Consider the following 24641-nt stretch of genomic DNA (forward strand, 5'->3'; position numbering starts at 1 on the left):
CACCCAGAGCAGCCCAGAGCACGCACACTGCTGGATGGAGCGGCACCCAGATGGACAACGAAGAGAAGCTCCGCGAATACCTCAAGTGGGTCACGGCTGACCTGGTTCAGTCGAAGGAGCGCGTCAGGGAACTCGAGGAGCGTGCCGGGGAACCCCTCGCCATCACCGCGATGGCCTGCCGGTTCCCGCACGGCGTGAACACCCCGGAGGACCTCTGGGAGCTGGTCTCCACCGGCACGGACGCTGTCGCCCCGATCCCCACCGACCGGGGCTGGGACGTCGACGACCTCTACGACCCCGAGTTGAGCCGGCCCGGGTCCATCGGCACCCGCGAGGGCGCCTTCCTCGACGACCTCGGCGCCTTCGACGCCGCGTTCTTCGGGATCTCCCCGCGCGAGGCCCAGGCGATGGACCCGCAGCAGCGGCTGCTCCTGGAGACCTCGTGGGAGGCGCTGGAACGCGCGGGCCTCGACCCGCAACGGCTGCGCGGCAGCCGCACCGGCGTCTTCGTCGGCTCCAACACCTGGGACTACGCCCCGCCCCTGACCCAGGCGCCCGAGGAGGTGGCCGGCTACCTCATGACCGGCAACACCCCCAGCGTGATGTCCGGCCGGATCGCCTACATCCTCGGGCTCGAAGGCCCCGCGGTGACCCTGGACACCGCCTGCTCGTCCTCGCTGGTCGCGCTGCACCTGGCGGCGCGCGCGCTGCGCGCCGGCGACTGCGACCGCGCGCTCGTCGGCGGCGTCGCCGTCATGGCGGCGCCCGGCGTCCTGATGGAGTTCAGCCGCCAGCGCGGCCTCGCGCCCGACGGCCGCTCCAAGGCGTTCGCGGCGGCGGCCGACGGCGTCGGCTGGGGCGAGGGCGTCGGCGTCCTCGTCGTCGAACGGCTCTCCGACGCCCAACGAGGCGGCCGCCGCGTGCTGGCGGTGGTGCGGGGCAGCGCGGTCAACCAGGACGGCGCGAGCAACGGGCTGACCGCCCCGAACGGCCCGTCGCAGCAGCGGGTGATTCGGGCGGCGTTGGAGAGCGCGGGGTTGTCGGCCGCCGATGTGGATGCGGTGGAGGCGCACGGGACGGGGACCCGGTTGGGTGACCCGATCGAGGCGCAGGCGCTGTTGGCCACGTACGGGCAGGGGCGGGACGGCGAACGGCCGCTGTGGCTGGGGTCGTTGAAGTCGAACATCGGCCACACCCAGGCCGCCGCCGGCGTCGCCGGTCTGATCAAGATGGTGATGGCGCTGCGGGCTGGGGTGCTTCCTCGAACGCTGCATGTGGACGAACCGACGCCGCAGGTGAACTGGGCTGCGGGTGCGGTGGAGCTGCTGCGGGAGTCCCGGGAGTGGACGCCCGTTGAGGGGCGGCTTCGTCGGGCGGGTGTGTCCTCGTTTGGCATCAGTGGGACGAATGCGCATGTGATCGTCGAGGAGGCGCCGGCGGAGGAGGCGTTGCCTGCGCCGGGGGCGCTGCCGGTGGTGCCGTGGGTGGTGTCGGGGCGTTCGCCGGAGGCGTTGGAGGGGCAACTGGCGGGCCTGGAACGGTGCGCGGAGTTGGACCCGGTGGATGTCGGCTGGTCGTTGGCCGCGACGCGTTCGGCCTTCGAGCACCGGGCGGTGCTCGTCGGCGGGCACGAGGTCGCCCGGGGCACCGCTGCAACGGGCGGCACCGGCCTGGTCTTTTCCGGTCAGGGTTCGCAGCGGGTGGGGATGGGGCGGGAGTTGGCTGTCGCCTATCCGGCGTTCGCCGCTGCCCTGGATGAGGTGTGTGGGGCGTTCGATGGTGCGTTGCGTGAGGTGATGTTCGCGGGGCCGGCGGAGCGGTTGGACGACACGGCGTGGGCGCAGCCGGCGATCTTCGCGTGTGAGGTGGCGCTCTTCCGGCTGTTGGAGTCCTGGGGCCTGACCCCGGATGCGCTGATCGGCCACTCGATTGGTGAGTTGGCCGCCGCGCATGTGGCGGGGGTGTGGTCGTTGGCGGACGCCGCGAAGATCGTGGCGGCGCGGGGCCGGCTGATGGGGCAGCTGCCTGCTGGCGGCGCGATGGTGGCCCTCAATGTGCCCGAGGCCGAGGTGGTGGACCTGCTGTCCGATGAGGTCTCCCTCGCCGCCGTCAACGGCCCCGAGGCCGTGGTCATTTCGGGCGTCGAGGCCGCCGTGTTGGAGGTCGCCGCCCGATTCGAGGCCGAGGGCAAGAAGGTGAAGCGGCTGAAGGTCAGCCACGCCTTCCACTCCTCGCTGATGGACCCGATGCTGGACGACTTCCGCCAGGTGCTCCACCAGGTGACGTTCAACGAGCCGGTCATCCCCATGGTCTCGGACGTGACCAATCCCGAGTACTGGGTGCGGCACGTCCGCGAAGCGGTCCGCTTCCACGACGGCGTTCAGGCCGCCACCGAGCTGGGCGTGACCCGTTTCGTCGAGGTCGGCCCCGACGCCGCCCTGTCCTCCCTGGTCCCGGGCTGTGTCCCGATGCTGCGCCGCGACCGCGACGAACCCGCGACCGCCGTCACCGCCCTCGCGCGCCTCTGGGCCGCCGGCGGGACCGTCAACTGGCAGGCGCTCTACGACGGTTCCGGCGCCCGCACCGTCGACCTGCCGACCTATGCCTTCCAGCGCGACCGCTACTGGCTCGACCAGCCCAGCACCGCCGGCGATGCTTCCGCCGCCGGGCTGGGCAGCGCCGCCCACCCGCTGCTCGGCGCGGTGGTCCATCTCGCCGAGGGCGACGGGCTGGTGTTGACCGGCCGGCTGTCGCGGCGTTCCCACCCGTGGCTGGTCGATCACACCGTTCTGGACGCGGTGTTGCTGCCGGGGACGGCGTTCCTGGAACTGGCCGTCTGGGCCGGCGATCAGGTCGGGGCCTCCACCGTCGAGGAACTCACCCTGCACCACCCGCTCGTCCTGCCCGAGCAGGGTGCCCTTCAGCTTCAGGTCGTCGTGGGGCACCAGGACGAGGCCGGGCGGCGCACCGTCTCGATTCACTCCCGCCCCGAGCCGTCCGAAGCGGAGGCCGAGCCCGACTGGCAGCAGCACTCGACGGGCGTCCTCACCGCCGCCGGGACCGCGACCGGCTCCGGCGAGGTCACGGGCGCCTGGCCACCCGCCGGCGCCGTGCCCGTCGACGCGGCCGACACCTACGACCGCTTCGCCGAGGCGGGCTTCGCCTACGGCCCGACGTTCCGGGGCCTGCGGGACGTGTGGCGGCGCGGCGACGAGGTGTTCGCCGAGGTCGAGTTGCCCGCCGAGGCGAGCGGTGACGCGGCGGCCTTCGCGCTGCACCCCGCGCTCCTCGACGCGGCCCTGCACGCCGTCGGGGCGGGCGGCCTGCTCGACGGGGGAGCGGCGGACGCCCCGGGCCGGCTGCCCTTCGCGTGGAGCGGCGTCGCGATACGCGCCTGGGGCGCCTCCTCGCTCCGCGTGCACCTCGTCCGCACCGGGGACGACAGCCTCTCCCTGACCGTCGCCGACACGTCGGGGCAGCTCGTCGCCGGCGCCGAGGCGCTGGTGCTCAGGACCGTGACCGCCGAACGGCTGCGCGCTGACGGTCGGCGCGCCCCGGACGCGCTGTTCCGCGTCGAATGGGTGGAACGCTCGCTGCCGCCCGTCGAACACCCGCCGACCTGGGCCCTGTTGGCGGCGAACGACGCCCCGGAGGCCGCCGGTGCCGTCGCCCGCTACGCCGACCTCGACGCCCTCGCCGCCGCGTTGGACGCCGGCGCCCCCCTGCCCGACCTCCTCGTCGTCCCGAGCCTGGGCCCCGCCGCCACCGGCGACCGGCTGCCCGAACTGGCCCACGACGCCACCCACCGCGCCCTGCGCCTCGCGCAGACCTGGATCGCGGACGAGCGGTTCGCCGCCGCCCGGCTCGTGGTGGTGACCCGGCGGGCTGTCGCCGCCCGCCCCGGCGAGCAGGTCACCGACCCGGCGCACGCGGCCGTCCGGGGCCTGGTGCGCTCGGCTGAGGCCGAGAACCCGGGCCGGTTCGTCCTGGTCGACATCGACGAACCGGCCGACGCCTGGGCCCGGTTGCCGCTCCTCGCGGGCGGCGAAGAGACCGAGTGGGCGGTGCGCGGCGCCGACGTTCTCGTGCCCAGGCTCGCGCGCGCCTCCGCCGGACTCGACCTTCCGGAGGGGCAGCCCTGGCGCCTGGAGACCCTGGGCCGGGGCACCCTCGAAGGGAACCTGGCCCTGACGCCCTTCCCCGAGGCCGACCGGCCGCTGGGCGAGGGCGAGGTCAGGGTCGGAATGCGGGCGGGCGGCCTGAACTTCAGGGACGTCCTCATCGCCCTCGGCATGTACCCGGGCGAGGCGCGCGTCGGCGCCGAGGGCGCCGGGGTGGTCCTGGAGGTGGGCCCCGGCGTCACCGGGCTCGTCCCGGGCGACCGCGTGATGGGCCTGTTCTACGGCGTTCTCGGGCCCGTCGCCGTCACCGACCGCAGGCTGCTCGCCCGCGTCCCCGACGGCTGGTCGTTCACCGAGGCGGCGGCCGTGCCCGTCGTCTTCCTGACGGCGTACTACGGCCTGGTGGACCTCGCCGACCTGCGCGCCGGCGAGTCGGTGCTGGTCCACGCGGCGGCCGGCGGCGTCGGCATGGCCGCCGTGCAGCTGGCCCGGCACCTGGGCGCCGAGGTCTACGCCACGGCCAGCCCCGGCAAGTGGGACACCGTGCGCTCCCTCGGCGTCGCCGACGAGCGGCTGGCCAACTCCCGCACCCTCGACTTCGGCCAGCGCTTCGCCGACGTCACCGGAGGGCGCGGCGTGGACGTCGTGCTGAACTCCCTCGCCGGCGAGTTCGTCGACGCCTCCGCCGCGCTGCTGACCGGCGGCGGGCGGTTCCTGGAGATGGGCAAGACCGACATCCGGCGGCCCGAGGAGATGGCGGCGGCCCACCCGGGCGTCGACTACCGGGCGTTCGACATGCTGGAGGCGGGCCCGGACCGCATCGGCGAGATGCTGGCGGCACTGGTCGACCTCTTCGAGAGCGGCGCGCTGCGCCGGCTGCCGGTGACGGCGTGGGACGCCAGGTCGGCCGGCGAGGCGTTCCGCTTCCTCAGCCAGGCCCGGCACGTCGGCAAGGTCGTCCTCACCGTGCCGGAGACCGTCGGCGCGGAGTCGGCCGGCGGCGGCGCCGTCCTCGTCACCGGCGCCGGCGGCGCCCTCGGCGGCCTGGTCGCCCGGCACCTCGTCACCCGGCACGGGGTGCGCCACCTGATCCTCGCCGGACGCCGGGGCGGCGCCACGCCCGGCATCGCGCAACTCCAGGCGGAACTCACCGCGTTGGGGGCGCAGGCCGACGTGGTCGCCTGCGACGTGTCGGACCGCGCCGCCCTCGCCTCGCTGCTCGACACCCTCCCGCTGACCTCCGCGCTCCAGGGCGTCGTCCACGCGGCCGGGGTGCTCGACGACGGGATCGTCACCTCCCTCACTCCCGAGCGGGTCGACACCGTGCTGCGCCCCAAGGTCGACGCGGCCTGGCACCTGCACGAGTTGACCCTCGGTCTCGACCTGTCGTTCTTCGTCGTGTTCGCCTCCGCCGCCGCCACCTTCGGCGCGGCCGGCCAGGCCGGCTACTGCGCCGCCAACACCTTCCTCGACGCCCTCGCCGAACACCGCAGGGCGCTCGGCCTGCCCGCCGTGTCCATGGCGTGGGGGCTGTGGGAGCAGCCCGGCGGCATGACCGCATCCCTCGGGGACGTCGACCGACGGCGCATGGCCGGCGGCGGCCTGCTGCCGCTGACCGAGGCCGAAGGGCTCGCCCTGTTCGACGCGGCGCTGTCGCACGGCGCCCCCGCCCTCGTGCCCGCCCGCCTCGACCTGGCCGGGCTGCGCCGGCGCGGCGCGGCCGTGCCGCCCGTCCTGCGCGGCCTGGTGCGGACGGCCGCGCCGCGCGCCCGCGAGGGGGCGGACATCCAGGCCGACGGGCTCCGCCGCCGCCTGCACGGCCTCGGCGAGGACGAACAGCGGCGGATCGTCCTCGACCTGGTGCGCGCCCAGGCGTCCGCCGTCCTCGGGCACGGCTCCCCGGACGCCGTCGAGGAGGGCCGCGCCTTCCAGGAGATGGGCTTCGACTCGCTGACCGCCGTCGAGCTGCGCAACCGGCTCAACGCCGAGGCCGGCACCCGGCTGCCCGCCACCCTCGTCTTCGACCACCCGACGCCCACCGCGCTCGCCGCCCGCATCCTCGCCGACCTCGCCGGGGAACTCCCCGGCGCGGCCGCCCCCGCGCCCGCCGTGACCGGCGACAGCCAGGAGCCCCTCGCCGTCGTCGGCATCGCCTGCCACTTCCCCGGCGGCGTCAACTCGCCCGAGGACCTGTGGCAGTTGGTCCGCTCCGGCACCGACGGCATGTCCGGCTTCCCCGCCGACCGGGGCTGGGACCCCGCCGGCCTCTACGACCCCGACCCGGACCGGCAGGGCACCACCTACGCCCGCCACGGCGGATTCCTGCACGACGTCGCCGGGTTCGACGCCGCGTTCTTCGGGATCTCGCCGCGCGAGGCCGTCGCCATGGACCCGCAGCAGCGGCTGCTGCTGGAGACGTCCTGGGAGGCGCTGGAGCGCGCCGGCCTCGACCCGGCCGCGCTGCGCGGCTCCCGCACCGGCGTGTTCGTCGGCGCCAGCGGCCAGACGTACTCCTCACTCCTCGCCCGCGCCCACGACAACTACGAGGGCTATCTCCTCACCGGCAGCACCGGCAGCGTGCTGTCCGGCCGACTCGCCTACACCTTCGGCCTGGAGGGCCCTGCGGTGACCGTGGACACGGCGTGCTCCTCGTCGCTGGTCGCGCTGCACCTCGCCGGGCAGGCGCTGCGCGGCGGCGAGTGCGAACTCGCCCTGGTCGGCGGCGTCGCGGTGCTCTCCACGCCGGACCTGTTCGTCGAGTTCAGCCGGCAGCGCGGTCTTTCGCCCGACGGCCGGTGCAAGGCGTTCGCCGACACCGCCGACGGAACGGCCTGGGCGGAGGGCGTCGGCATGGTCGTCGTCGAGCGGCTGTCCGACGCGCGGCGCAACGGGCACCGCGTGCTGGCCGTGGTGCGGGGCAGCGCGGTCAACCAGGACGGCGCGAGCAACGGGCTGTCCGCGCCCAACGGCCCGTCCCAGCAGCGCGTCATCCGGCAGGCCCTCGCCAACGCCGGTGTCCGCCCCGCCGAGGTCGACGTCGTCGAGGCGCACGGCACCGGCACCCGGCTCGGCGACCCGATCGAGGCCCAGGCGCTGCTCGCCACCTACGGCCGCGACCGGGACGACGAACACCCGCTGTGGATCGGCTCGTTGAAGTCGAACATCGGCCACACCCAGGCCGCCGCCGGCATCGCCGGGCTCATCAAGACGGTGATGGCGCTCCGGCACGGCATCGTGCCCAGAACCCTCCATGTCGACCGGCTGACGCAGGAGGTCGACTGGGACAGCGGGCTCGTCAACGTGGCGACCGAGGAACGGCCCTGGCCGGAGAGCGGCCGTCCCCGGCGGGCTGCGGTCTCCGCGTTCGGGGTCAGCGGCACCAACGCGCATGTCGTCGTCGAGCAGTACCCGGAGCCCGAGCCGCAGCTCCCCGACGCGGAGCCGGCCCCGCCGGTCGTGCCCTGGCTGCTCTCCGCCCGCTCGGCGACCGCGCTGCGCGCCCAGGCCCGGCGGCTCCTCGCCTCGCCCACCGTCCGGGAACGGCCCCACCACGACATCGGCCTGGCGCTCGCCGGCACCCGCGCCACCCACGAGCACCGCGCCGTGGTCCTCGGCACCGACCGCGAGGAACTGCTGGCCGGCCTCGCGGCCCTCGCCCGGGGCGAGACCGCCGCCCGCACCGCCGTCGGAACGGCCGGCACCGCCTCCCGTCCGGTCTTTGTCTTTCCCGGTCAGGGTGGTCAGTGGGTGGGGATGGCGGTGGGGTTGTTGGATTCCTCGCCGGTGTTCGCGGAGCGGTTGGGCGAGTGTGCTGGGGTGTTGGACCCGTTGACGGGGTGGTCGTTGGTGGATGTGGTGCGGGGGGTGGACGGTTGCCCGGAGCTGGATCGGGTGGATGTGGTGCAGCCGGTGTTGTTCGCGGTGATGGTGTCGTTGGCGGCGGTGTGGGAGTCGTGGGGCGTCACCCCGGCTGCGGTGGTGGGTCATTCGCAGGGTGAGATCGCTGCCGCCTGTGTCGCTGGTGCGTTGTCGTTGGCGGATGCGGCGCGGGTGGTGGCGTTGCGCAGCCAGGCGATTCTGGCGTTGGCGGGGCGGGGTGGCGGGATGGTGTCGGTGGCGTTGCCGGCTGACGTGGTGGCGGGGCGGTTTGGCGAGTGGGGCGATGGCCTGTCGGTGGCGGCGGTCAACGGGCCGTCCTCGACGGTGGTTTCCGGTGACGGGGCCGCGTTGGATGCCCTGTTCGCGGCCCTGGAAAGCGAGGGCACCCGGGTGCGTCGGGTTCCGGTGGACTATGCCTCGCACTCGGCTCATGTGGAGGCGATCGAGGAGGAGTTGGCGCGGCTGCTCGCGCCGATCGAGCCGAGGACGTCCAGGGTCCCGTTCTACTCCACGGTGACCGGCGGCCCGATCGACACCAACGAACTGAACGCCGGGTACTGGTATACCAATCTGCGCGGCACGGTCCGCTTCGAGGAGACCGTCCGCGCCCTGTTGGCCGACGGCTTCCGGGTGTTCGTGGAGTCCAGTCCGCATCCGGTGCTCAGCGTGGGGCTTGAGGAGACGGCCGAGGCGGTGGGTCAGGAGCTGGTGGTGACCGGCTCGCTGCGGCGGGACGAGGGCGGCCTCGACCGGCTGCTGCTCTCCGCCGCCGAACTCCACGTCCAGGGCGTGCCCGTCGACTGGCAGGCCGTCCTCGGCGAAACCGCCGCACGCCCCGTCGACCTCCCCACCTACGCCTTCGAGCACGAGCGGTACTGGCCCGTCGCCGCCGCCCCCGCGCCGGCCGACGCCTCGGCCGCCGACGGGACGGCCGACTTCTGGCGCGCCGTCGACGACGGCGACCTCGCCACCGTGGCCGGCACCCTCGACCTGGGCGGCGACGGCGGCGAGGAACTGGGCACCGTCGTTCCCGCGCTCGCCGCCTGGCGCAGGCGGCACCGGGAACACACGGCGCTGAACAACCGCCGCTACCGCGTCACCTGGCGCCCCATCCCGGACCGCACGGCGGCCCGGCCGACCGGCCGCTGGCTCCTCGCCGCGCCCGAACACCCGGCGGCGGCCGCCTGGGCCACCGCCGTCACGGCCGAACTGGCCGCCGGCGGCGCCGACGTGCGCGTCGTCGCCACGGCCCGGGCCAACGGCGACCGCGCCGCCCTGACCCGGCTCATCGGCGAGGCCCTCGGCGAGGAGGCGCCGCACGGCGTGCTGGCCCTCACCCCGCTCGACGACCGCGAACACCCCGACCATCCCGTGCTCACGGTCGGCGCCGTGGACACCGTCCTGCTGGCCCAGGCGCTGGGCGACCTCGGCCACGACGCGCCGCTGTGGTGCCTGACCTCCGGCGCCGTCTCCGTCGACGCCGGCGACCCGCTCACCACCACCGCACAGTCCCTGGTGTGGGGCATGGGCCGGACGGCGGTCCTCGAACTCCCCGGGCGCTGGGGCGGCTTGGTGGACCTGCCCGCCGTCCCGTCGGCCCGGGCCGTGGACCGGCTGCTCGGCGTCGTCGGAGACGCGGCTGAGCACGGCGAGGACGAACTCGCGATCCGCGAGTCCGGCATTCTCGTGCGGCGGCTCGGCCGCAGCCCGCGCCCCGAAGGGCCCGCCACGCCCTGGAAGCCGCAGGGGACGGTGCTGATCACCGGCGGCACCGGCGCGATCGGCGCGCATGTCGCCCGGTGGACGGCGCGGCGCGGCGCCGAACACGTCGTCCTCGTCGGGCGCGCCGGCCCCGCCGCACCCGGCGCCGGCGCCCTCGCCGACGAACTCGACGCCCTGGGCGCCCGGGTGAGCCTGATCGCGTGCGACATCACCGACCGGTCGGCGGTCGAGGAACTCCTCAAGGGCCTGACGGCGGCCGGCGACCCCGTGCGGTCCGTCTTCCACGCCGCGGGGGCCGCCGAGCAGACGCCGTTCCCCGACCTCACCGCCGAGGGCATCGCCGAGGCGCTGGCCGCGAAGGTCGCCGGCGCCCGCCATCTCGACGCGCTCCTCGAACCCGACGCGGTGGACGCGTTCGTGCTGTTCTCGTCGATCTCGGCGGTCTGGGGCAGCGGCGGACAGGCCGCCTACTCGGCGGGCAATGCCTACCTCGACGCCCTCGCCCAGGCCCGTCGCGCGGCGGGCGGCCGCGCCACCTCCGTGGCCTGGGGCGCCTGGGGCGGGGGAGGCGGGATGCTCGACGAGGAGCGCGCCGCCCAACTGGCGCGCGGCGGCGTCATCGTGATGGACCCCGAACCGGCCATCGCCGCACTGGAACACGCGGTCACCGACGACGAGACCCACCTCGTCATAGCCGACGTGGCCTGGGACCGCTTCCTGCCCGCCTTCACCCTGCACCGCCCCAGCCCGCTCCTCTCCGACCTGCCCGATGTCGCCGCGCTCGCCGCCCGGGAGGCGACCAACGCGCCGGCGGCGGACGGCGGTTCCTGGGCGGCCCGCCTCGCCGGGCGCCCCCCGGCCGAGCAACGCGCCCTGCTGCTCGACCTGGTGCGCACCGAGGCCGCCGCCGCCCTCGGCCACGCCTCCGGCAACTCCATCGACGCCGAACGGGCCTTCCGCGATCTCGGCTTCGACTCGCTGACCGCCGTCGAGCTCCGCAACCGGCTCAGGGCCGCGACCGGACTCGCCCTCGCCGCCACCGTCGTCTTCGACCACCCGACCGCCGCCGCCCTCGCCGACCATCTGCGCGGCGCACTCGGCGGCGCGGCCGACGCGGTCTCCGACGACCCGCTGGCCGAGCTGGACCGGCTGGAGAACTCCCTCCTCGCCACGGCGGCGGACTACTGGGACCGGCCACAGGCCACCGACCGGCTGCGTGAGTTCCTCGACCGGATCGCCGCCCTCGCCGCCGCACGCGGCGCGGTGCCGGCCGCACCGGACGAGGACGACGACGCCACCGAACGGCTCGAAGCGGCCACCGACGACGAGATCTTCGACTTCATCCACCAGGAACTGGGGAGGGACCAGTGACGGCCGAATCCGCGCCCCTGGACACCGAGGCCAAGCTCCGCGACTACCTGAAGTGGGTCGCCGCCGATCTGGTCCAGGCGCGCAAGCGCATCCGTGACCTGGAGTCCCGCACCGCCGAGCCCGTCGCGATCGTCGGCATGGCCTGCCGCTACCCGGGCGCCGCCGACAGCCCGGAGGCGCTGTGGCGGCTGCTGGTCGACGGCACCGACGCCATCTCGACCTTCCCCACCGACCGGGGCTGGGACCTGGACGGGCTCTACGACCCGGACCCCGACCGGTGGGGCACCGTCTACGCCAGGGAAGGCGGATTCCTGCGCGGCGCCGGCGAGTTCGACCCCCGCTTCTTCGGGATCTCGCCGCGCGAGGCGCTGGCGATGGACCCGCAGCAGCGGCTGCTGCTGGAGACGTGCTGGGAGGCGCTGGAACGCGCGGGCCTCGACCCGCAACGGCTGCGTGGCAGCCGCACCGGCGTGTTCCTCGGCAACAGTATGCAGGACTACGGCGAGCTGCTGAAAAGCAGCCCGGAGGGCATGGAGGGCTACTTTCTGACCGCGAACGTCGGCAGCGTCGTCAGCGGCCGGATCTCCTACACGTTCGGGCTTGAGGGCCCGGCGGTGACGGTGGACACGGCGTGCTCCTCGTCGCTGGTCGCGCTGCACCTGGCGGCGCAGGCCCTGCGGGCCGGCGAGTGCTCCCTCGCCCTGGCCGGCGGTGCCACCGTCATGGCGACCCCCGGCATGTTGCAGGTCTTCAGCCGACAACGTGGCCTCTCGCCCGACGGCCGGTGCCGCGCCTTCTCGGCCGACGCGGACGGCACCGGGTTCTCCGACGGCGTGGGCGTGTTGGTGGTCGAGCGGCTGTCGGATGCCCGGCGGCTGGGACATCGGGTGTTGGCTGTGGTGCGGGGCAGCGCGGTCAACCAGGACGGCGCGTCCAACGGCCTGACCGCCCCGAACGGCCCGTCGCAGCAGCGCGTCATCCGCCAGGCCCTCGCCAGCGCCGGGCTGACCGCCTCGGACGTCGACGCGGTGGAGGCGCACGGCACGGGCACCCGGCTGGGCGACCCGATCGAGGCACAGGCGCTGCTCGCCACCTATGGGCGGGGGCGGGACGCCGAACGGCCGCTGTGGCTGGGGTCGTTGAAGTCCAACATCGGCCATGCGCAGGCGGCTGCGGGCGTGGCGGGCGTGATCAAGATGGTGATGGCGCTGCGCAACGGCGTCCTGCCGCGCACCCTGCATGTGGACGAGCCGACGCCGCAGGTGGACTGGGGCTCGGGTGCGGTGGAGCTGTTGCGGGAGTCGCGGGAGTGGGCCCCGCAGGAGGGCCGGGTCCGGCGGGCCGGGGTGTCGGCGTTCGGGGCGAGTGGAACGAACGCGCATGTGATCGTCGAGGAGGCGCCGGCGGCCGAAGCCCTGCCTGCGCCGGGGGCGTTGCCGGTGGTGCCGTGGGTGGTCTCCGGGCGTTCACCGGAAGCGCTGAGCGGTCAACTGGCCGGCCTGGAGCGGTGCGCCGTCGAGAACGCGGTGGATGTCGGCTGGTCCCTTGCCGCCACCCGTTCGGCGTTCGAGCACCGGGCGGTGCTCGTCGGCGGGCGCGAGATCGCCCGGGGCACCGCCGCAACGGGCGGCACCGGCCTGGTCTTCTCGGGCCAGGGTTCGCAACGGGTCGGGATGGGGCGGGAGTTGTCCGCCGCCTACCCGGTCTTCGCTTCCGCCCTCGACGAGATCTGCGCCGCGTTTGACGGCCCGCTGCGGAAGGTGATGTTCGAGGGCCCGGCGGAAACCCTGAACGACACCGCCCGGGCGCAGCCGGCGATCTTCGCGTGTGAGGTGGCGCTGTACCGGCTGTTGGAGTCCTGGGGTGTCACGCCGGATGCGCTGGTCGGCCACTCCATCGGCGAGTTGGCCGCCGCCCACGTGGCGGGGGTGTGGTCGCTGGAGGACGCCGCCAAGATCGTGGCGGCGCGCGGCCGGTTGATGGGACAGCTCCCGCCGGGCGGCGCGATGGTGGCCCTCAATGTGCCCGAGTCGGCGGTCGCCGAGCTGCTGTCCGATGAGGTCTCTCTCGCGGCGGTCAACGGCCCGGAGGCCGTGGTCATTTCGGGCGAAGAGGCGGCCGTGCTGGAGATCGCCGCCCGCTTCGAAGCCGAAGGAAAGAAGGTCAAGCGGCTGAAGGTCAGCCACGCCTTCCACTCCTCCCTGATGGACCCGATGCTCGACGACTTCCGCCAGGTCCTCGCGAACGTCACCTTCAACGAGCCGATCATTCCCATGGTCTCGGACGTCACCGACCCCGAGTACTGGGTGCGGCATGTCCGCGAAGCGGTCCGCTTCCACGACGGCGTTCAGGCCGCCACCGAGCTGGGCGTGAGCCGCTTCGTCGAGGTCGGCCCCGACGCCGCCCTCTCCTCCCTCGTCCCCGGTTGTGTCCCGATGCTGCGCCGCGACCGCGACGAACCCGCGACCGCCGTCACCGCTCTCGCCCGCCTGTGGGCCACCGGCGGGACCGTCAACTGGCAAGCCCTCTACGACGGTTCGGGCGCCCGCGCCGTCGACCTGCCGACCTACCCCTTCCAACGCAGGCGCTACTGGATCGACGGCGTTCAGCCCTCCCTCGCCCCCGGCGCGGGCCGCGCCGCCGCGTCCGACGACGGCGACCCCTCGCCGGAGCGCGCCTTCCCGCTGCGGCAGCGCCTCGTGAGCGTCCCGCGCGAGGAGCGGGAGGCCACGCTGCTGGCGGGGGTGTGCGCCGAGGTCGCGGCCGTCCTGGACTACGCGCCGGACGAGGAGGCGCACCCGGACGGGCTCTTCGCCGAGCTGGGATTCGACTCCCTGACCGTGGTGGAGCTGTGCCAACGCCTCAGGGCGGCCACCGGCCTGCCGCTGGCGCCCGACGAACTCTTCGGGCACCCGGCGCCGAGGCTCCTCGCCAAGCACCTCCTCCACCTCCTCGACCTCGACGAGCCAGGCGCGCCGCCGCCCCGGGAGAGCGGCGCGCACGACCCCGACGCCGCCGAACCCGGGCTGCGGCAGCTCTTCCGCGCCGCCTGCGCCGAGGGGCGGATGGCGGCCGGACTCGACCTCCTGGAGTCGGCGGCCCGACTCAGGGACACCCGCGCGGAAGGCGCCCCGGGCCGCCCGGTCCCCGCCCCCGTTCCGTTCAGCCGCACCGACGACCCGGCGGCCCCCGCCCTCGTCTGCTTCCCCTCGGTGGTCGCGCCCTCGAACGCCTTCCAGTTCGCCCGCTTCGCCGCCCCGTTCCGCGACGCCTACCCCCTCTCGGTGCTGCCGCACCCCGGGTTCGAGGACGGCGAGCCGCTGCCCGCCTCGCTCGAAGCACTCATCGCCGAACGGGCCGAGGCCGCCCGCCGCTGCGCCGACGGCCGGGACGCGGTCCTGGTCGGCTACTCCTCCGGCGGCTGGGTCGCCCAGGCCGTCGCCGAGCGGCTGGCCCGCGCCGGCGAGACGGTGCGCGGGGTGGTGCTGCTGGACTCCCATCTGCCGGGCAGCGAGGGCCTCGCCGACGTGCAGGGGACCCTGCTGGGCGGCGACCACACGATCGACCCGGAGCGCTTCGGGCGCATCACCGACGCCCAACTCACCGCGATGGCCCGCTATCTGCGGCTCTTCGCCGGCTGGCGCCCGGTCGCCGCGCAGGCGCCGACATTGCAACTCACGGCGGAACGCCACGTGCCCGCCGGCCCCCGCGCGGGGCAGCCCGTGGCCGCGCACCTGCGGCCGGCCTGGCCCGTCCCGCACACCGCCGTCGAGGTGCCGGCCGCCGACCATCTGTCCATGATCCAGGAGTCCGCCGCGTCGACCGCCCGTCCGGTCCTGCGCTGGCTGGCCGACCAAGGGAGCCACAGGATGAAAGAGGAGGGAACCGCGTGAGCGGAATGTCGAGCGTGGTGGACTTGCTGAGCCCGGAGTTCACCCAGGAGCCGTATGCGGTCTACCAGGACATGCGCACCGAGGCGCCGGCCCACCGGGTGGTGGTGAAGACGCTCACCACCGAGCTGCACGCCTGGGTGGTGACCCGTTACGAGGCGGCCCGTTCGCTGCTGGCCGACCCCCGGCTGTCCAAGGACGCCGGAGAGCTGCCGCGCATCGTCGAGCGCAACAAGGTCAGCGCCGAACCCGTACAGCTCGCCAACTTCAAAAGTATGCTCTTCAGCGACCCGCCGGACCACACCCGGCTGCGGCGCATCATGGGCAAGGCGTTCACCATGCGCCGCGTCCAGCAGCTGCGGCCCAGGATCGAACGGGCCACGGACCGACTGCTCGACGCCATCCCGCCGGGTGAGGACGTCGACCTGGTGGACGCGCTGTCGCTGCCCCTGCCGATCACCGTCATCGGCGAACTCCTCGGCATCCCCGGCGAACAGCGCGACGACTTCCGTTCCTGGAACGCCACCCTGACCAGTGTCACCGCCACCATGCAGGACAAGATGGCGGCCCATGTCGCGGCCAGCTCCTACCTGCGGGACTTCATCGCGTACAAGCGGGAGACGCCCGGCGACGACCTGGTCAGCGCGCTGCTCCAGGCCGACGACGGTCAACAGCGGCTCGACGACGGCGAGTTGCTGTCCACCATCTTCCTGGTGATGAACGCGGGCTACGAGACCACGGCGAGTATGCTCAGCAACTCGGTCTACGCGCTGCTGGCGGACCCGGAGCAGCAGGCGCGGCTGCGGTCCCAGCCCCGCGCCATCCCGGCGGCCGTCGAGGAGTTCCTCCGCTACGAGAGCCCGCTCAACCTCGCCACCGTCCGCTACACCCTGGAGCCGGTCGAGGTCGAAGGACTGACCATCCCCCGGGACGACATCGTCTTCATCTCCCTGGCGGCCGCCAACCGCGACGGCGCCCGGTTCAGCGAGCCCGACGCGCTCGACACCACCCGCACCGCCAACAGCCACCTCGCGTTCGGGCACGGCATCCACCACTGCCTGGGCGCGCCGCTGGCCCGGATGGAGGGGGAGATCGCGCTCAGCCGGCTGCTGGCCCGGTTCCCCACCTGGCGGTTGGCGGTCGACCAGGAGTCGCTGCGCTGGCGCGACAGCCTCCAGTTCCGCACGCTGGAGCGCCTCCCGGTCCGCCTGAGCTGACCCCCCGCACCCACCCCGCACCAACCCGACAACACCAACCCGTAACACCAACCCGCAGCACCAACCTGACAAGGGAGCGACGGCAGATGTCCGACAACGTGGTGAGCCGCTTCTTCGAACTCGGCGCCAAGGAAGACCTCGACGGGGCCTGGGAGTGCTTCGCCGACGACGGCGTGTGGATTCTGCCGGAGGGCGACGGCCCCGGCACCACCCTCAACAAGCAGGAGATACGCGAGCACATCGAGAAGATGAACGAGCTGTCCCACCAGATCACCGCCCAGGGCCTGGAGGGCGTCTTCGAGAAGCCCGTCTTCCTGACCGGAGGCGAACAGGCCGTCGTCGAGTGGTCGTTGCGCAAGATCGGCGGCGACGTCATCGAGCGCGGCATCGACCTCTTCACCCTGCGCGACGGGAAGATCCTGGTCAAGGACGTGTTCCGGAAGGCGTGACCGCGAAGAGAAGAGGAGAGCGCCCCGGCCGCCGCAGCGGCCGGGGCGCTCTCCTGGGGGGACGCTCTGTCAGTGGCTTCTCACCAGGTCACCAGCAGCTCGTCGAACATGCGGTTGAGCTGCCCGCCCTTCCACTGGAGGTCCTCCAGCGGCATCGCCGGCTGGAGGGTGGGGAAGCGGCGGAACAGCGACTCGAACGCGATCTGCATCTGCGCGCGGGACAGCCCCGCCCCGGGGCAGTAGTGCGGCCCCGCCCCGAACGTCACATGGGGGTTGGGGTGCCGGGCGATGTTCAGCCGCTCGGGCTCCTCGAAGACCTCGGGGTCGTAGTTGGCCGCGACCCGGCACGGCAGGATCGCCTCGCCGGCGCGCACGACCTGGCCGCCGACCTCGACGTCCTCCTTCGCGTACCGGGAGAAGATGGCCGCCTCGTCGTTGACGGCATAGCGCAGCAGCTCGTCCACCGCCGTCCTGGCGAGGCTCGGGTCGGCGGCCAGCCTGGCCATCTCCTCGGGGAACGTCATCAGCACATACGTCCCGTACGAGATCTGGTTGGCGGTGCTGCCGTGCCCGGTCGCGAGCAGGAACATGCCGAGGCCGACCAGCTCCTCCTTGGTGATGCTGTCGTCCGCCTGGTAGGCGGCGGTGAGGTCGCTGATCAGATCCTCGCGCGGCTGCTTGATCCGGTCCTCGACCATCTGGCTCACATAGTCGTGCTGCTTCTGGAGGTAGTCCTGGATCTGCTCCGGCGGCATAGACGTCGTGGCGATCATGGCCTTGGACCACTCCGTGAACAGCGGCCTGTCCTCGACGGGAACGCCCAGGATCAGCGCGATCACGATGGCCGGCAGCGGGGTGCCGAACGCGGTCACCAGGTTGGCCGGCGGGCCGGCGTCCTCCATCGCGTCCAGCAGCTCGTCCACGATCTGCTGGATCTGCGGGCGCAGTTGCATGGTCCGGCGCTCGGTGAAGCCGCGCGCCACGACCTTCCGCAGCCGGCCGTGCTCCGGCGGGTCCATCCGCATGATGTTGATGTCCGGCATGATCGGGAACACCCGGGGCTCGTCGCTCTCGTGCGCGAGGGCGCGGCTGAGCCGGGGGTCCGTCATGGCGGCCTTGAAATCGCTGTACTTCGTGGTGAACCACGCCTCTTCGCCATACGGCATCTGCGCCCGGGAGACGGGACATTTCTCGCGCAGCTCGGCGTATTCGGGGTTGAGCCGGGGTGGGCCGTCCTCTTCGAGCGGGTACTTGATGGGTTCAGCGACCATGAAAGATTCCTCCAGGCGCGCATCGCGCTGTGCGGAATACGTCCTCGACGGCGGGAAAGTGGAACGGGTATAAGCCCTGTTGACGTTCTGTCAGTCAGGTTATGCCGACCCCGGAGATCGGCAACCCCTAGGAAACCGCACAACGACCCTGTGGCAAGGGGGAGTCCGCCTGCCGGGTCGCCGCGAGGTACCGCCCCGCCCGACGGTCCCGCCGCACCAGAAGGCCGGCCCTGCGCGGGGGAACGCCGGGCCGGCCGGGGGTTCTGGGTGCGGGGACATCCGGCGGGCACAGGGGGGTGCCGCGCCACCATGGTCCCGGGAATTCGAGCCGCTCCCTGACCCCGGGAAAGTCCTATCGGGATTTCCCGGATATGTAAAGGCCCGCCAGCCGCCCCCGTCCTGCTGTGGATTCTTAGGGGTTGTCGGCGGGAGGCGCCGCCTGGCTAGGGTTGAGCCCGGACCGAGCGGCATCCCGTCCGCAGAGCGTGGAGGAGCGTAATACATGGCGACGCCAGAGCTTGTGCACAAGGACATCGTTCCCGAGGCGAAACCGGGATGGATTTTCAGCCACTATGCCTCGGGCCCGCTCCTCGAATGGGAATGGGCACACAAGAGGCTGCGGGAGGCCACGACGTTCTGGATCGCGACCAACGCGCTGGAGGGCCGCCCGCACGTCCGGCCCGTCTGGGGCTTCTGGCAGGACGGCGGCTTCTGGTTCTCGACCACCAACCGTTCGGTGCCCTACATCGAGGCCGACCAGGAGGTCGTGCTCCACACGGAGAGCGGTGAGGAGGTCGTGATCGTCGAGGGGCGCTGCGACCGCCTCTACGGCAAGGAGAACCTCCAGCGCATCTCCGACGGCTACCTGGAGCGCTACAACCACAGCACCAACGCCACGGACGAGGGCGTCTTCACGCTGGAGGGCTATGGCGGCCCCGGCTTCAAGATCACCCCGACCAAGGTCCTCGGCTGGATAGCCCCCCAGTTCGACACGGCGACGCGCTGGGACTTCCCGGCCTAGCACGCACCGGGGCAGGGAACGAGACAGGAACAGAGTGAAGTGCCTCCGGCGGGCGCGGCCTTGGGTCGCGCCGGTCCGGAGGCACTGCGCGTGCCACGCCCCCGAGTGCGGCTCCCACCCCGACCGACCACGCCGGGTACCCCCGGTGAAGAAATCGGGGGCATCTCCCCGCTTAGGAGAGTATGATACGGGGACGGATCTCCGATTTTCAGAACAGGAGGCGCCGATGCCGGCCACCGGACCTGCCCGGCCCGTCGCTCCGCCGTTCACCCCGACCCGCCCCTCCCGGGCGGACGCGCGACGCAACTACGACCGCCTGGTCGCCGCGGCCGACGAACTCTTCGACGAGCAGGGCACGGACGTCCCGCTCGACGACGTGGTCCGCCGCGCCGGGCTCGGCTCGGGAACGCTCTACCGCCACTTCCCCAACCGCGACGCCCTCATGGCCGCGGTCTTCTGGGAGCGCATCGAGGTGCTGTGCCAGGAGGCGGAGAGCCTGCTGGCCGAGCCGGAGTCGACGCAGGCGTTCACCGCCTGGCTGCGCAAGCTGATCAGGCTGACCATGCGCAGGGGCCTCGCCGCCGCGCTCGCCGCCGGCCAGCGTTCCACCGTCTCCGAGGTCTTCCTGAACCAGTGCCATCTGGCCCTGGAGGGCGCGTCCACGCCGCTGCTCGCGCGGGCCCAGGCCGACGGCGGCATCCGTCCCGACCTCAGGGCCGACGACCTCCTCACCTTCGCGCACACCATCGCGTCCGCCGCCCAGCGGGCCCCGGACGGGGAGCAGCACGCCGACCAGCTGCTCGAACTCCTGCTCGAAGGTTTGCGCACCCGTAACGAGCCGTCGCCCTCCTGAGCCGCGGAGTCCCCGACACGACTCCCGGCACGGTAACGGACAGCTCCACTGGCGGAGTTGCTGACAGAATCGCCCCACGACCGCACAACAGGGGCCGAACCTCACAAGACGGTGCGCGCCAAGACCGTCTGGTGAATGACCAAGCACGTGAAACAAGTTGGCGAATACGGGGGTTGGTATGGGTTGGGCTGGCGATGGTGCGATACGGGGCGACATAGCACCCGGACGACGGGGCAGTGGCTGGCTTCAGGAACCGGACCGTTCCGACAGCGGCAACAGAAGAGCCGTGTCGCTCCTCGTGGCCGCCCTCTTCGGCCGTGGGCCGGAATTCTGGCCCAGCTACGAGGAAGTGCGCCACGGCGCCCGGCTGTGCGAACTTCTCGGGAACCACCTCCCGGCCATAGAACTCGTCGCGACCCAGATCATGCCGTCGCGCCTGAGGGAAACGCACGAGGAACTCCTCGCCCTGGCCGGCCCGGTGGGACGGCAGAGCCGGGGCAACAGGGCCGGTAAGTCCCGTATCGACCCGATGAACCTCGCCCTCGACTGGTGTTACAGCAAGCTCAGTCACCGCGAAAGAACCGTGATGAGTCGAATAGCCGTGCTGGGCACGGAGTTCGACCCCGAAGCGGTCGTCGCGGTCTGCGTCGACCGGAATCTGAGCGACGAATCCGTGCTGGCCGCGCTGAACACGCTGGAGAGCAGAACACTCATCCGCCGCCGGCACAGCGACTCCGAGAAGATCTACTTCCGGCAGTCCGAAGCGGCCGTCGCCCACGGCATCGAGCGCCTCAGGGAGAACCAGGACTACTTCCCGGCCCACCGGGCACTCGTCGAATGGCTGTGGTCCCGCGCCGAACGGCTCACCCACGTCTGCATGTTGTCCAGAGCGGAGAACGAGTGGTTCGCGGTGCGGGTCAACTACCTCGCCATCGCAGTGGAGTTCACCTGGAACCACACCCGCGACGACCACCGGCACGACATACTGGCCGCCCTGCTGGCCAGCCTGTGGCTGCACACCGAGCGCCAGCACGACGGCAAGCGGCTCATCCAGCGGGCCCTCACCCGCGACGCCAGGTCGCCCTACCGCAGCGACCTCCTCGTCCACGGCCTGTGGTTCTCCGAGGTCGACGACGACTCCCAGCGCATCCTCCAGACCATGTACGAGGCCGTCCAGTCCGCCCGCGAGGCCAGGCAGGACTCCTCCATGGTGCGGGCACTGAACTCGCTCGCCAACGCCTACGCCGCCGTCCACGACTACGACGCCGCCCAGCGCTACTTCGTGGAGTCGATGGACCTGGCGCGGCAGCTGGACGACGAGTTCAGCCTCGCCGTGTGCTCCCACATGTACGCGATGTTCCTCGTCGGCCTGGGCAAGTTCCAGGAGGCCGCCGACGCGGTGTCGGTCACCACCGAACGGTTCGAGGCCGAGGCCAACCCCTTCCAACGGGCCAGCTACCGCTTCGTCCTGGGGGCCATCGAACTCGCCAGCGGCCGGATCGACGCGGCGGAGTCCTTCATGGTGTCCTCGCTCGGCATCTTCGTCGCCACCGACCCGAGCATCTGCTACCCCATCGAGGGGCTCGCCCTGGTCGCCGCCGACCGGGGCCAGGCCCGCCGCTGCGTAGCACTCCTCGCCGCCACCGCCCAACTGCGCGACACCGGACGGGCCTCGACCCGCGTCCCCGACTGGTGGTCGCGCAACCTGGACGAGGCGAAGGCCGCATCCCTCGCCCAACTCGACGAGGCCGACGCCTGGGACACCGAGGAACGCGCCCGGGGCCTCACCCCACAGCAGCTCATCGACTACGCGGTCGAACGCGGCGACCGCTCCCTCGTGCCCGAGCCGACGGCCCTCACCTACCGCGAACACGAGGTGGCGGTCCAGGTCGCCAAGGGACTGTCCAACCGCCAGATCTCCGCCTATCTGCACATCGCGGAGAGCACGGTGTCCTCCCACATCAAACGGATCTACGCGAAGCTCGGCATCAGATCCCGCACCCAGCTCGCGGCCTGGATCGCCGCCCACACCAAGGCGTCCTGACGCTTCGCGTCCACCCCGACCGCCCCACCACAGGGTCGCGGCACCAGGGGTCCCCACCGAGGAAACCACCCCCACCCGGGCCTTCGCCGCCCGACGAGCCGACTTCCGTGACGACTTCCTGTCCATTCCCGGGGAGAGCAGGGAACGATGCTGCAAACCGCCGTGTACTGCACCATTTGCGAGTCGCGAATCGCGGTGTCCGCCACGCCACAGGCCCAGCGCCGGCAGCGATACTGCTCCAACGCCTGCCGCCAGCGGGCCTACCGGCAGCGGCTCGCCACCCGCCGCACCCCGGCGGGCCAGCCGAGGGGAACCCACCGCAGATGGGCCCCCAAGCCCCTCACCGTGCCGCTGCACCTCGACCGCTTCATCGGCCGCGCCAAGGAGTTGGAGCAGCTGCGGGCCCTGCGCGACCACCCCCTGGTCACCCTCACGGGCGCGCCGGGCGCCGGCAAGAGCAGACTCGCGGCCCGGCACATCGAGTGCGAACACACCGGCAACCCCGACCGCGTCCTGTGGATCGACGTGGACCGCCTGGAGCCGGGCACCGGGCTCGAATCCCTGGTCGGCGAGGTCCTCGACCCGATACCCACCGGCCCACGCCCGCCCGGGACGCTCCCCGGCGACCAGAAGATCCTCCTGGTCCTCGACAACTGCGAACAGCGCGTGGACGAGGCGGCGTTCCTCGTGGAGAACCTCCTGATGAACCGCCCCGACCTGTGCGTCCGGATCACCAGCCGCGAGGCACTGCGCATCCCGGGCGAGGTCGTCGTCGGCGTCGGCCCGTTAGCCGTTCCCGAGCCCGCCGACCGGAACGCCGGCCACCGCGGGCTGCTGCGCTACGACGCGGCCCAGCTCTTCGTCGAACGAGCCTCGTCCAGCAACCCGAACTTCGTCCTCAGCCAGGCCAACGCCACCGCCATCGCCGAACTCTGCGCGGAACTCGACGGCCTGCCCCTGTCCATCGAGTTCGCCGCCCGCTGGGTCGGGATGCTCAGCGTCGTCGAACTCCTCACCCGCGTCCGCGAGTCGACCGCCTTCCTCACCGTGGCCAGTCGCACCGCGAGCGACCGCCACAGCAGCCAACGGGCCGTCTTCGACGCCAGCTACGCCGCGCTCGAACCGGCCGAACAGGCCCTCTTCCGCCGGCTCTCGGTGCTCGACGGCCCCTTCGGCCTCGCCCCCGCCGGCGCGGTGGCCGGCCTGCCGGCCGACTCCGCCAGCGGCCTCACCGACCTGCTGTCCGGCCTCCAGGCCAAGTCGCTGCTCACCACCGAGCTGGACTCGCCCCACGGGGTGGAGTTCCACCCGTTCCGGTCCCTGCGCCGCTACGCGGCCGAACGCCTCGCCGACGCCGGCGAGACGGACGAGACCTGGGGACGGCTGGCCGACTGGCTGCTGGCCAGGTTCCACCCGACGACCCGGCGCATCGGGCCGCTCGCGCGCGCCCAGGCCGAAGACCCCGAACTCGACCAGCTGCACGGCTACCTCTGGGCGACGATCGAGTGGGCCGACCGCCGGAACGACCCCCGCAACGCCCTGCTGGTCGCGGCGGCGGCCCGCACCCTGTGCACCAAGGGGGACGAGGCCACCTTCCGCCACCTCGCGACCCGCGCCCTGCGCCAGTCCGCCCCCGCCTCCGACCAGGCCGTGCTGCTCATCGAGATGGCGACATCCGCACGTCTCCAGGGCCGGGTCATGGTGGCCCAGGGCCTGGCCGCCCGGGCCGTGTCCCGGGCCAGCGGCCTGGACGACGGCACCGTCCACGGCCGGGCCCTGATCGAACTGGCCACCTGTGAACGCCACAACCGCGACTTCGTCGCCGCGACGACCCACGCCCGCACCGCGCTCTCCCTGGTCGGCACGGAGGACACCCTCAACGCCGCCGCCTGCCTGGAACACCTGGCCACCACCAGCATGGCCGCCGGCGACCTGGACGGCGCCGGGCTGCTGATCTCCGCGGCCCTGCACAGCCTGGCCGCGTCCGACACCCCGCACGCCCTGGCCACCGCGCACGCCCTCAACACGGCGGCGGACGTCGCGCTGACCTGCGACCGCGTCGTGGACGCCGAGGCGTGTACCCTCGCGGCGCTCTCCCTGGTGCCGCCCGAAGCCGCCCTGCTGCACCGCCCGTTGAGCCGCCTCGCCGCGATCAGCGCCCTTCAGGGCGCGCACTCCCAGGCGCTCCGCCTGCGGGAGGCGGCCCGGAGCCTGCGGCGGCGCTCCCCCGTGGCGGAGCGGGAGTGGCTGGACGACTGGGTGGAACAGGTCTGCGACGACGCGATCTCGGGAGCGGAACTGGTGGACCTGGCCGTCGTCCGCACCACGGCGGAGGAGCTGACCCCGCACCGTGCGCACGCGTTCGCCCTGGGTGAGCCCTGGCCCGAGCAGCCCGCCAGGGACCCCGCCGAATCCCAACTCCCGCCCCGGCAGCGGACCATCGCCCTGCTCGTCGCCGAAGGGCTCACCAACCGCCAGATAGCCAGCCGGCTGGGCGTCTCCTCCCGGACGGTGGTCGCCGACCTCTGCCGCCTGCGGGACACCCTGGAACTCCAGTCCAGGGCCCAGGTCGCGGCCTGGGCTCGGACGGTGGTGACCACCTGACCCGCCGGACCCACCTGACCCATTGGGGCTCGGTGGCTGTGGCACCCGTCACGCGGACCGCCGGCGGGTGTTGCGTACCCTGATCCCGGCCGTGGGACGGGACGCCCCGGAGGCGGAAGTTCTCGGACACGCGACGGGTTGTAGGGTAGGGGAAGAGCCCTTGACCTGCACGAACGCAGGCAGGGAGCCGACTGTCAGG

Annotated in this window: 9 protein-coding genes; 8 read left to right on the top strand and 1 reads right to left on the bottom strand. The window is 72.9% G+C overall.

Annotation, left to right across the window (positions count from 1 at the left end; all coding sequences use genetic code 11):
* The first annotated feature begins 50 nt into the window (after nt 1-50).
* From FH609_RS09180 to FH609_RS09195, 4 genes are all read left to right on the top strand, one after another.
* The gene (locus FH609_RS09180) at nt 51-11093 is read left to right on the top strand and encodes a type I polyketide synthase (protein WP_139666960.1); all 11043 of its coding nucleotides are present in this window, start codon (nt 51-53) and stop codon (nt 11091-11093) included.
* A gap of 17 nt (nt 11094-11110) precedes the next feature.
* Nucleotides 11111-14986, top strand: coding sequence for a type I polyketide synthase (locus FH609_RS09185; protein ID WP_226961553.1), 3876 nt, complete (start codon nt 11111-11113; stop codon nt 14984-14986).
* 5 nt (nt 14987-14991) lie between these two features.
* Entirely contained in the window at nt 14992-16200 is a 1209-nt protein-coding gene (locus tag FH609_RS09190; protein WP_139667043.1) for a cytochrome P450 family protein, read from the top strand.
* A gap of 86 nt (nt 16201-16286) precedes the next feature.
* Entirely contained in the window at nt 16287-16649 is a 363-nt protein-coding gene (locus tag FH609_RS09195) for a nuclear transport factor 2 family protein (protein ID WP_139666958.1), read from the top strand.
* An 80-nt stretch (nt 16650-16729) separates the two neighbouring features.
* Here FH609_RS09195 and FH609_RS09200 read toward each other — a convergent pair whose 3' ends face one another.
* Nucleotides 16730-17920: a cytochrome P450 gene (locus tag FH609_RS09200; RefSeq protein ID WP_139666957.1), complete on the bottom strand. Its 1191-nt coding sequence runs from the start codon at nt 17918-17920 to the stop codon at nt 16730-16732.
* A gap of 502 nt (nt 17921-18422) precedes the next feature.
* On the opposite strand from FH609_RS09200, the gene FH609_RS09205 reads away from it, so the two are divergent.
* From FH609_RS09205 to FH609_RS09220, 4 genes are all read left to right on the top strand, one after another.
* Nucleotides 18423-18941, top strand: coding sequence for a pyridoxamine 5'-phosphate oxidase family protein (locus FH609_RS09205; protein WP_139666956.1), 519 nt, complete (start codon nt 18423-18425; stop codon nt 18939-18941).
* A gap of 226 nt (nt 18942-19167) precedes the next feature.
* Nucleotides 19168-19794 (top strand): TetR/AcrR family transcriptional regulator, encoded by a 627-nt coding sequence (locus tag FH609_RS09210; protein WP_139666955.1) that lies wholly within the window; start codon nt 19168-19170, stop codon nt 19792-19794.
* A 286-nt stretch (nt 19795-20080) separates the two neighbouring features.
* Nucleotides 20081-21838 carry a LuxR family transcriptional regulator gene (locus FH609_RS09215; protein ID WP_193317838.1) on the top strand — a complete coding sequence of 586 codons (1758 nt, stop codon included), beginning with the start codon at nt 20081-20083 and terminating at the stop codon, nt 21836-21838.
* A 195-nt stretch (nt 21839-22033) separates the two neighbouring features.
* A complete protein-coding gene (locus FH609_RS09220) occupies nt 22034-24442 on the top strand; it encodes an ATP-binding protein (protein WP_139666953.1) in 2409 nt (802 codons plus the stop codon).
* The last annotated feature ends 199 nt before the right edge of the window (nt 24443-24641 follow it).

The organism is Streptomyces sp. 3MP-14, assembly GCF_006334905.2.
GTDB classification, from domain to species: Bacteria; Actinomycetota; Actinomycetes; order Streptomycetales; family Streptomycetaceae; genus Streptomyces; species Streptomyces triticirhizae.

Coding starts and splice junctions, on each gene's coding strand:
- FH609_RS09180 (WP_139666960.1), top strand. CDS start 51: ATGGACAACGAAGAGAAGCTCCGCGAATACCTCAAGTGGGTCACGGCT.
- FH609_RS09205 (WP_139666956.1), top strand. CDS start 18,423: ATGGCGACGCCAGAGCTTGTGCACAAGGACATCGTTCCCGAGGCGAAA.
- FH609_RS09190 (WP_139667043.1), top strand. CDS start 14,992: ATGTCGAGCGTGGTGGACTTGCTGAGCCCGGAGTTCACCCAGGAGCCG.
- FH609_RS09195 (WP_139666958.1), top strand. CDS start 16,287: ATGTCCGACAACGTGGTGAGCCGCTTCTTCGAACTCGGCGCCAAGGAA.
- FH609_RS09210 (WP_139666955.1), top strand. CDS start 19,168: ATGCCGGCCACCGGACCTGCCCGGCCCGTCGCTCCGCCGTTCACCCCG.
- FH609_RS09200 (WP_139666957.1), bottom strand. CDS start 17,920: ATGGTCGCTGAACCCATCAAGTACCCGCTCGAAGAGGACGGCCCACCC.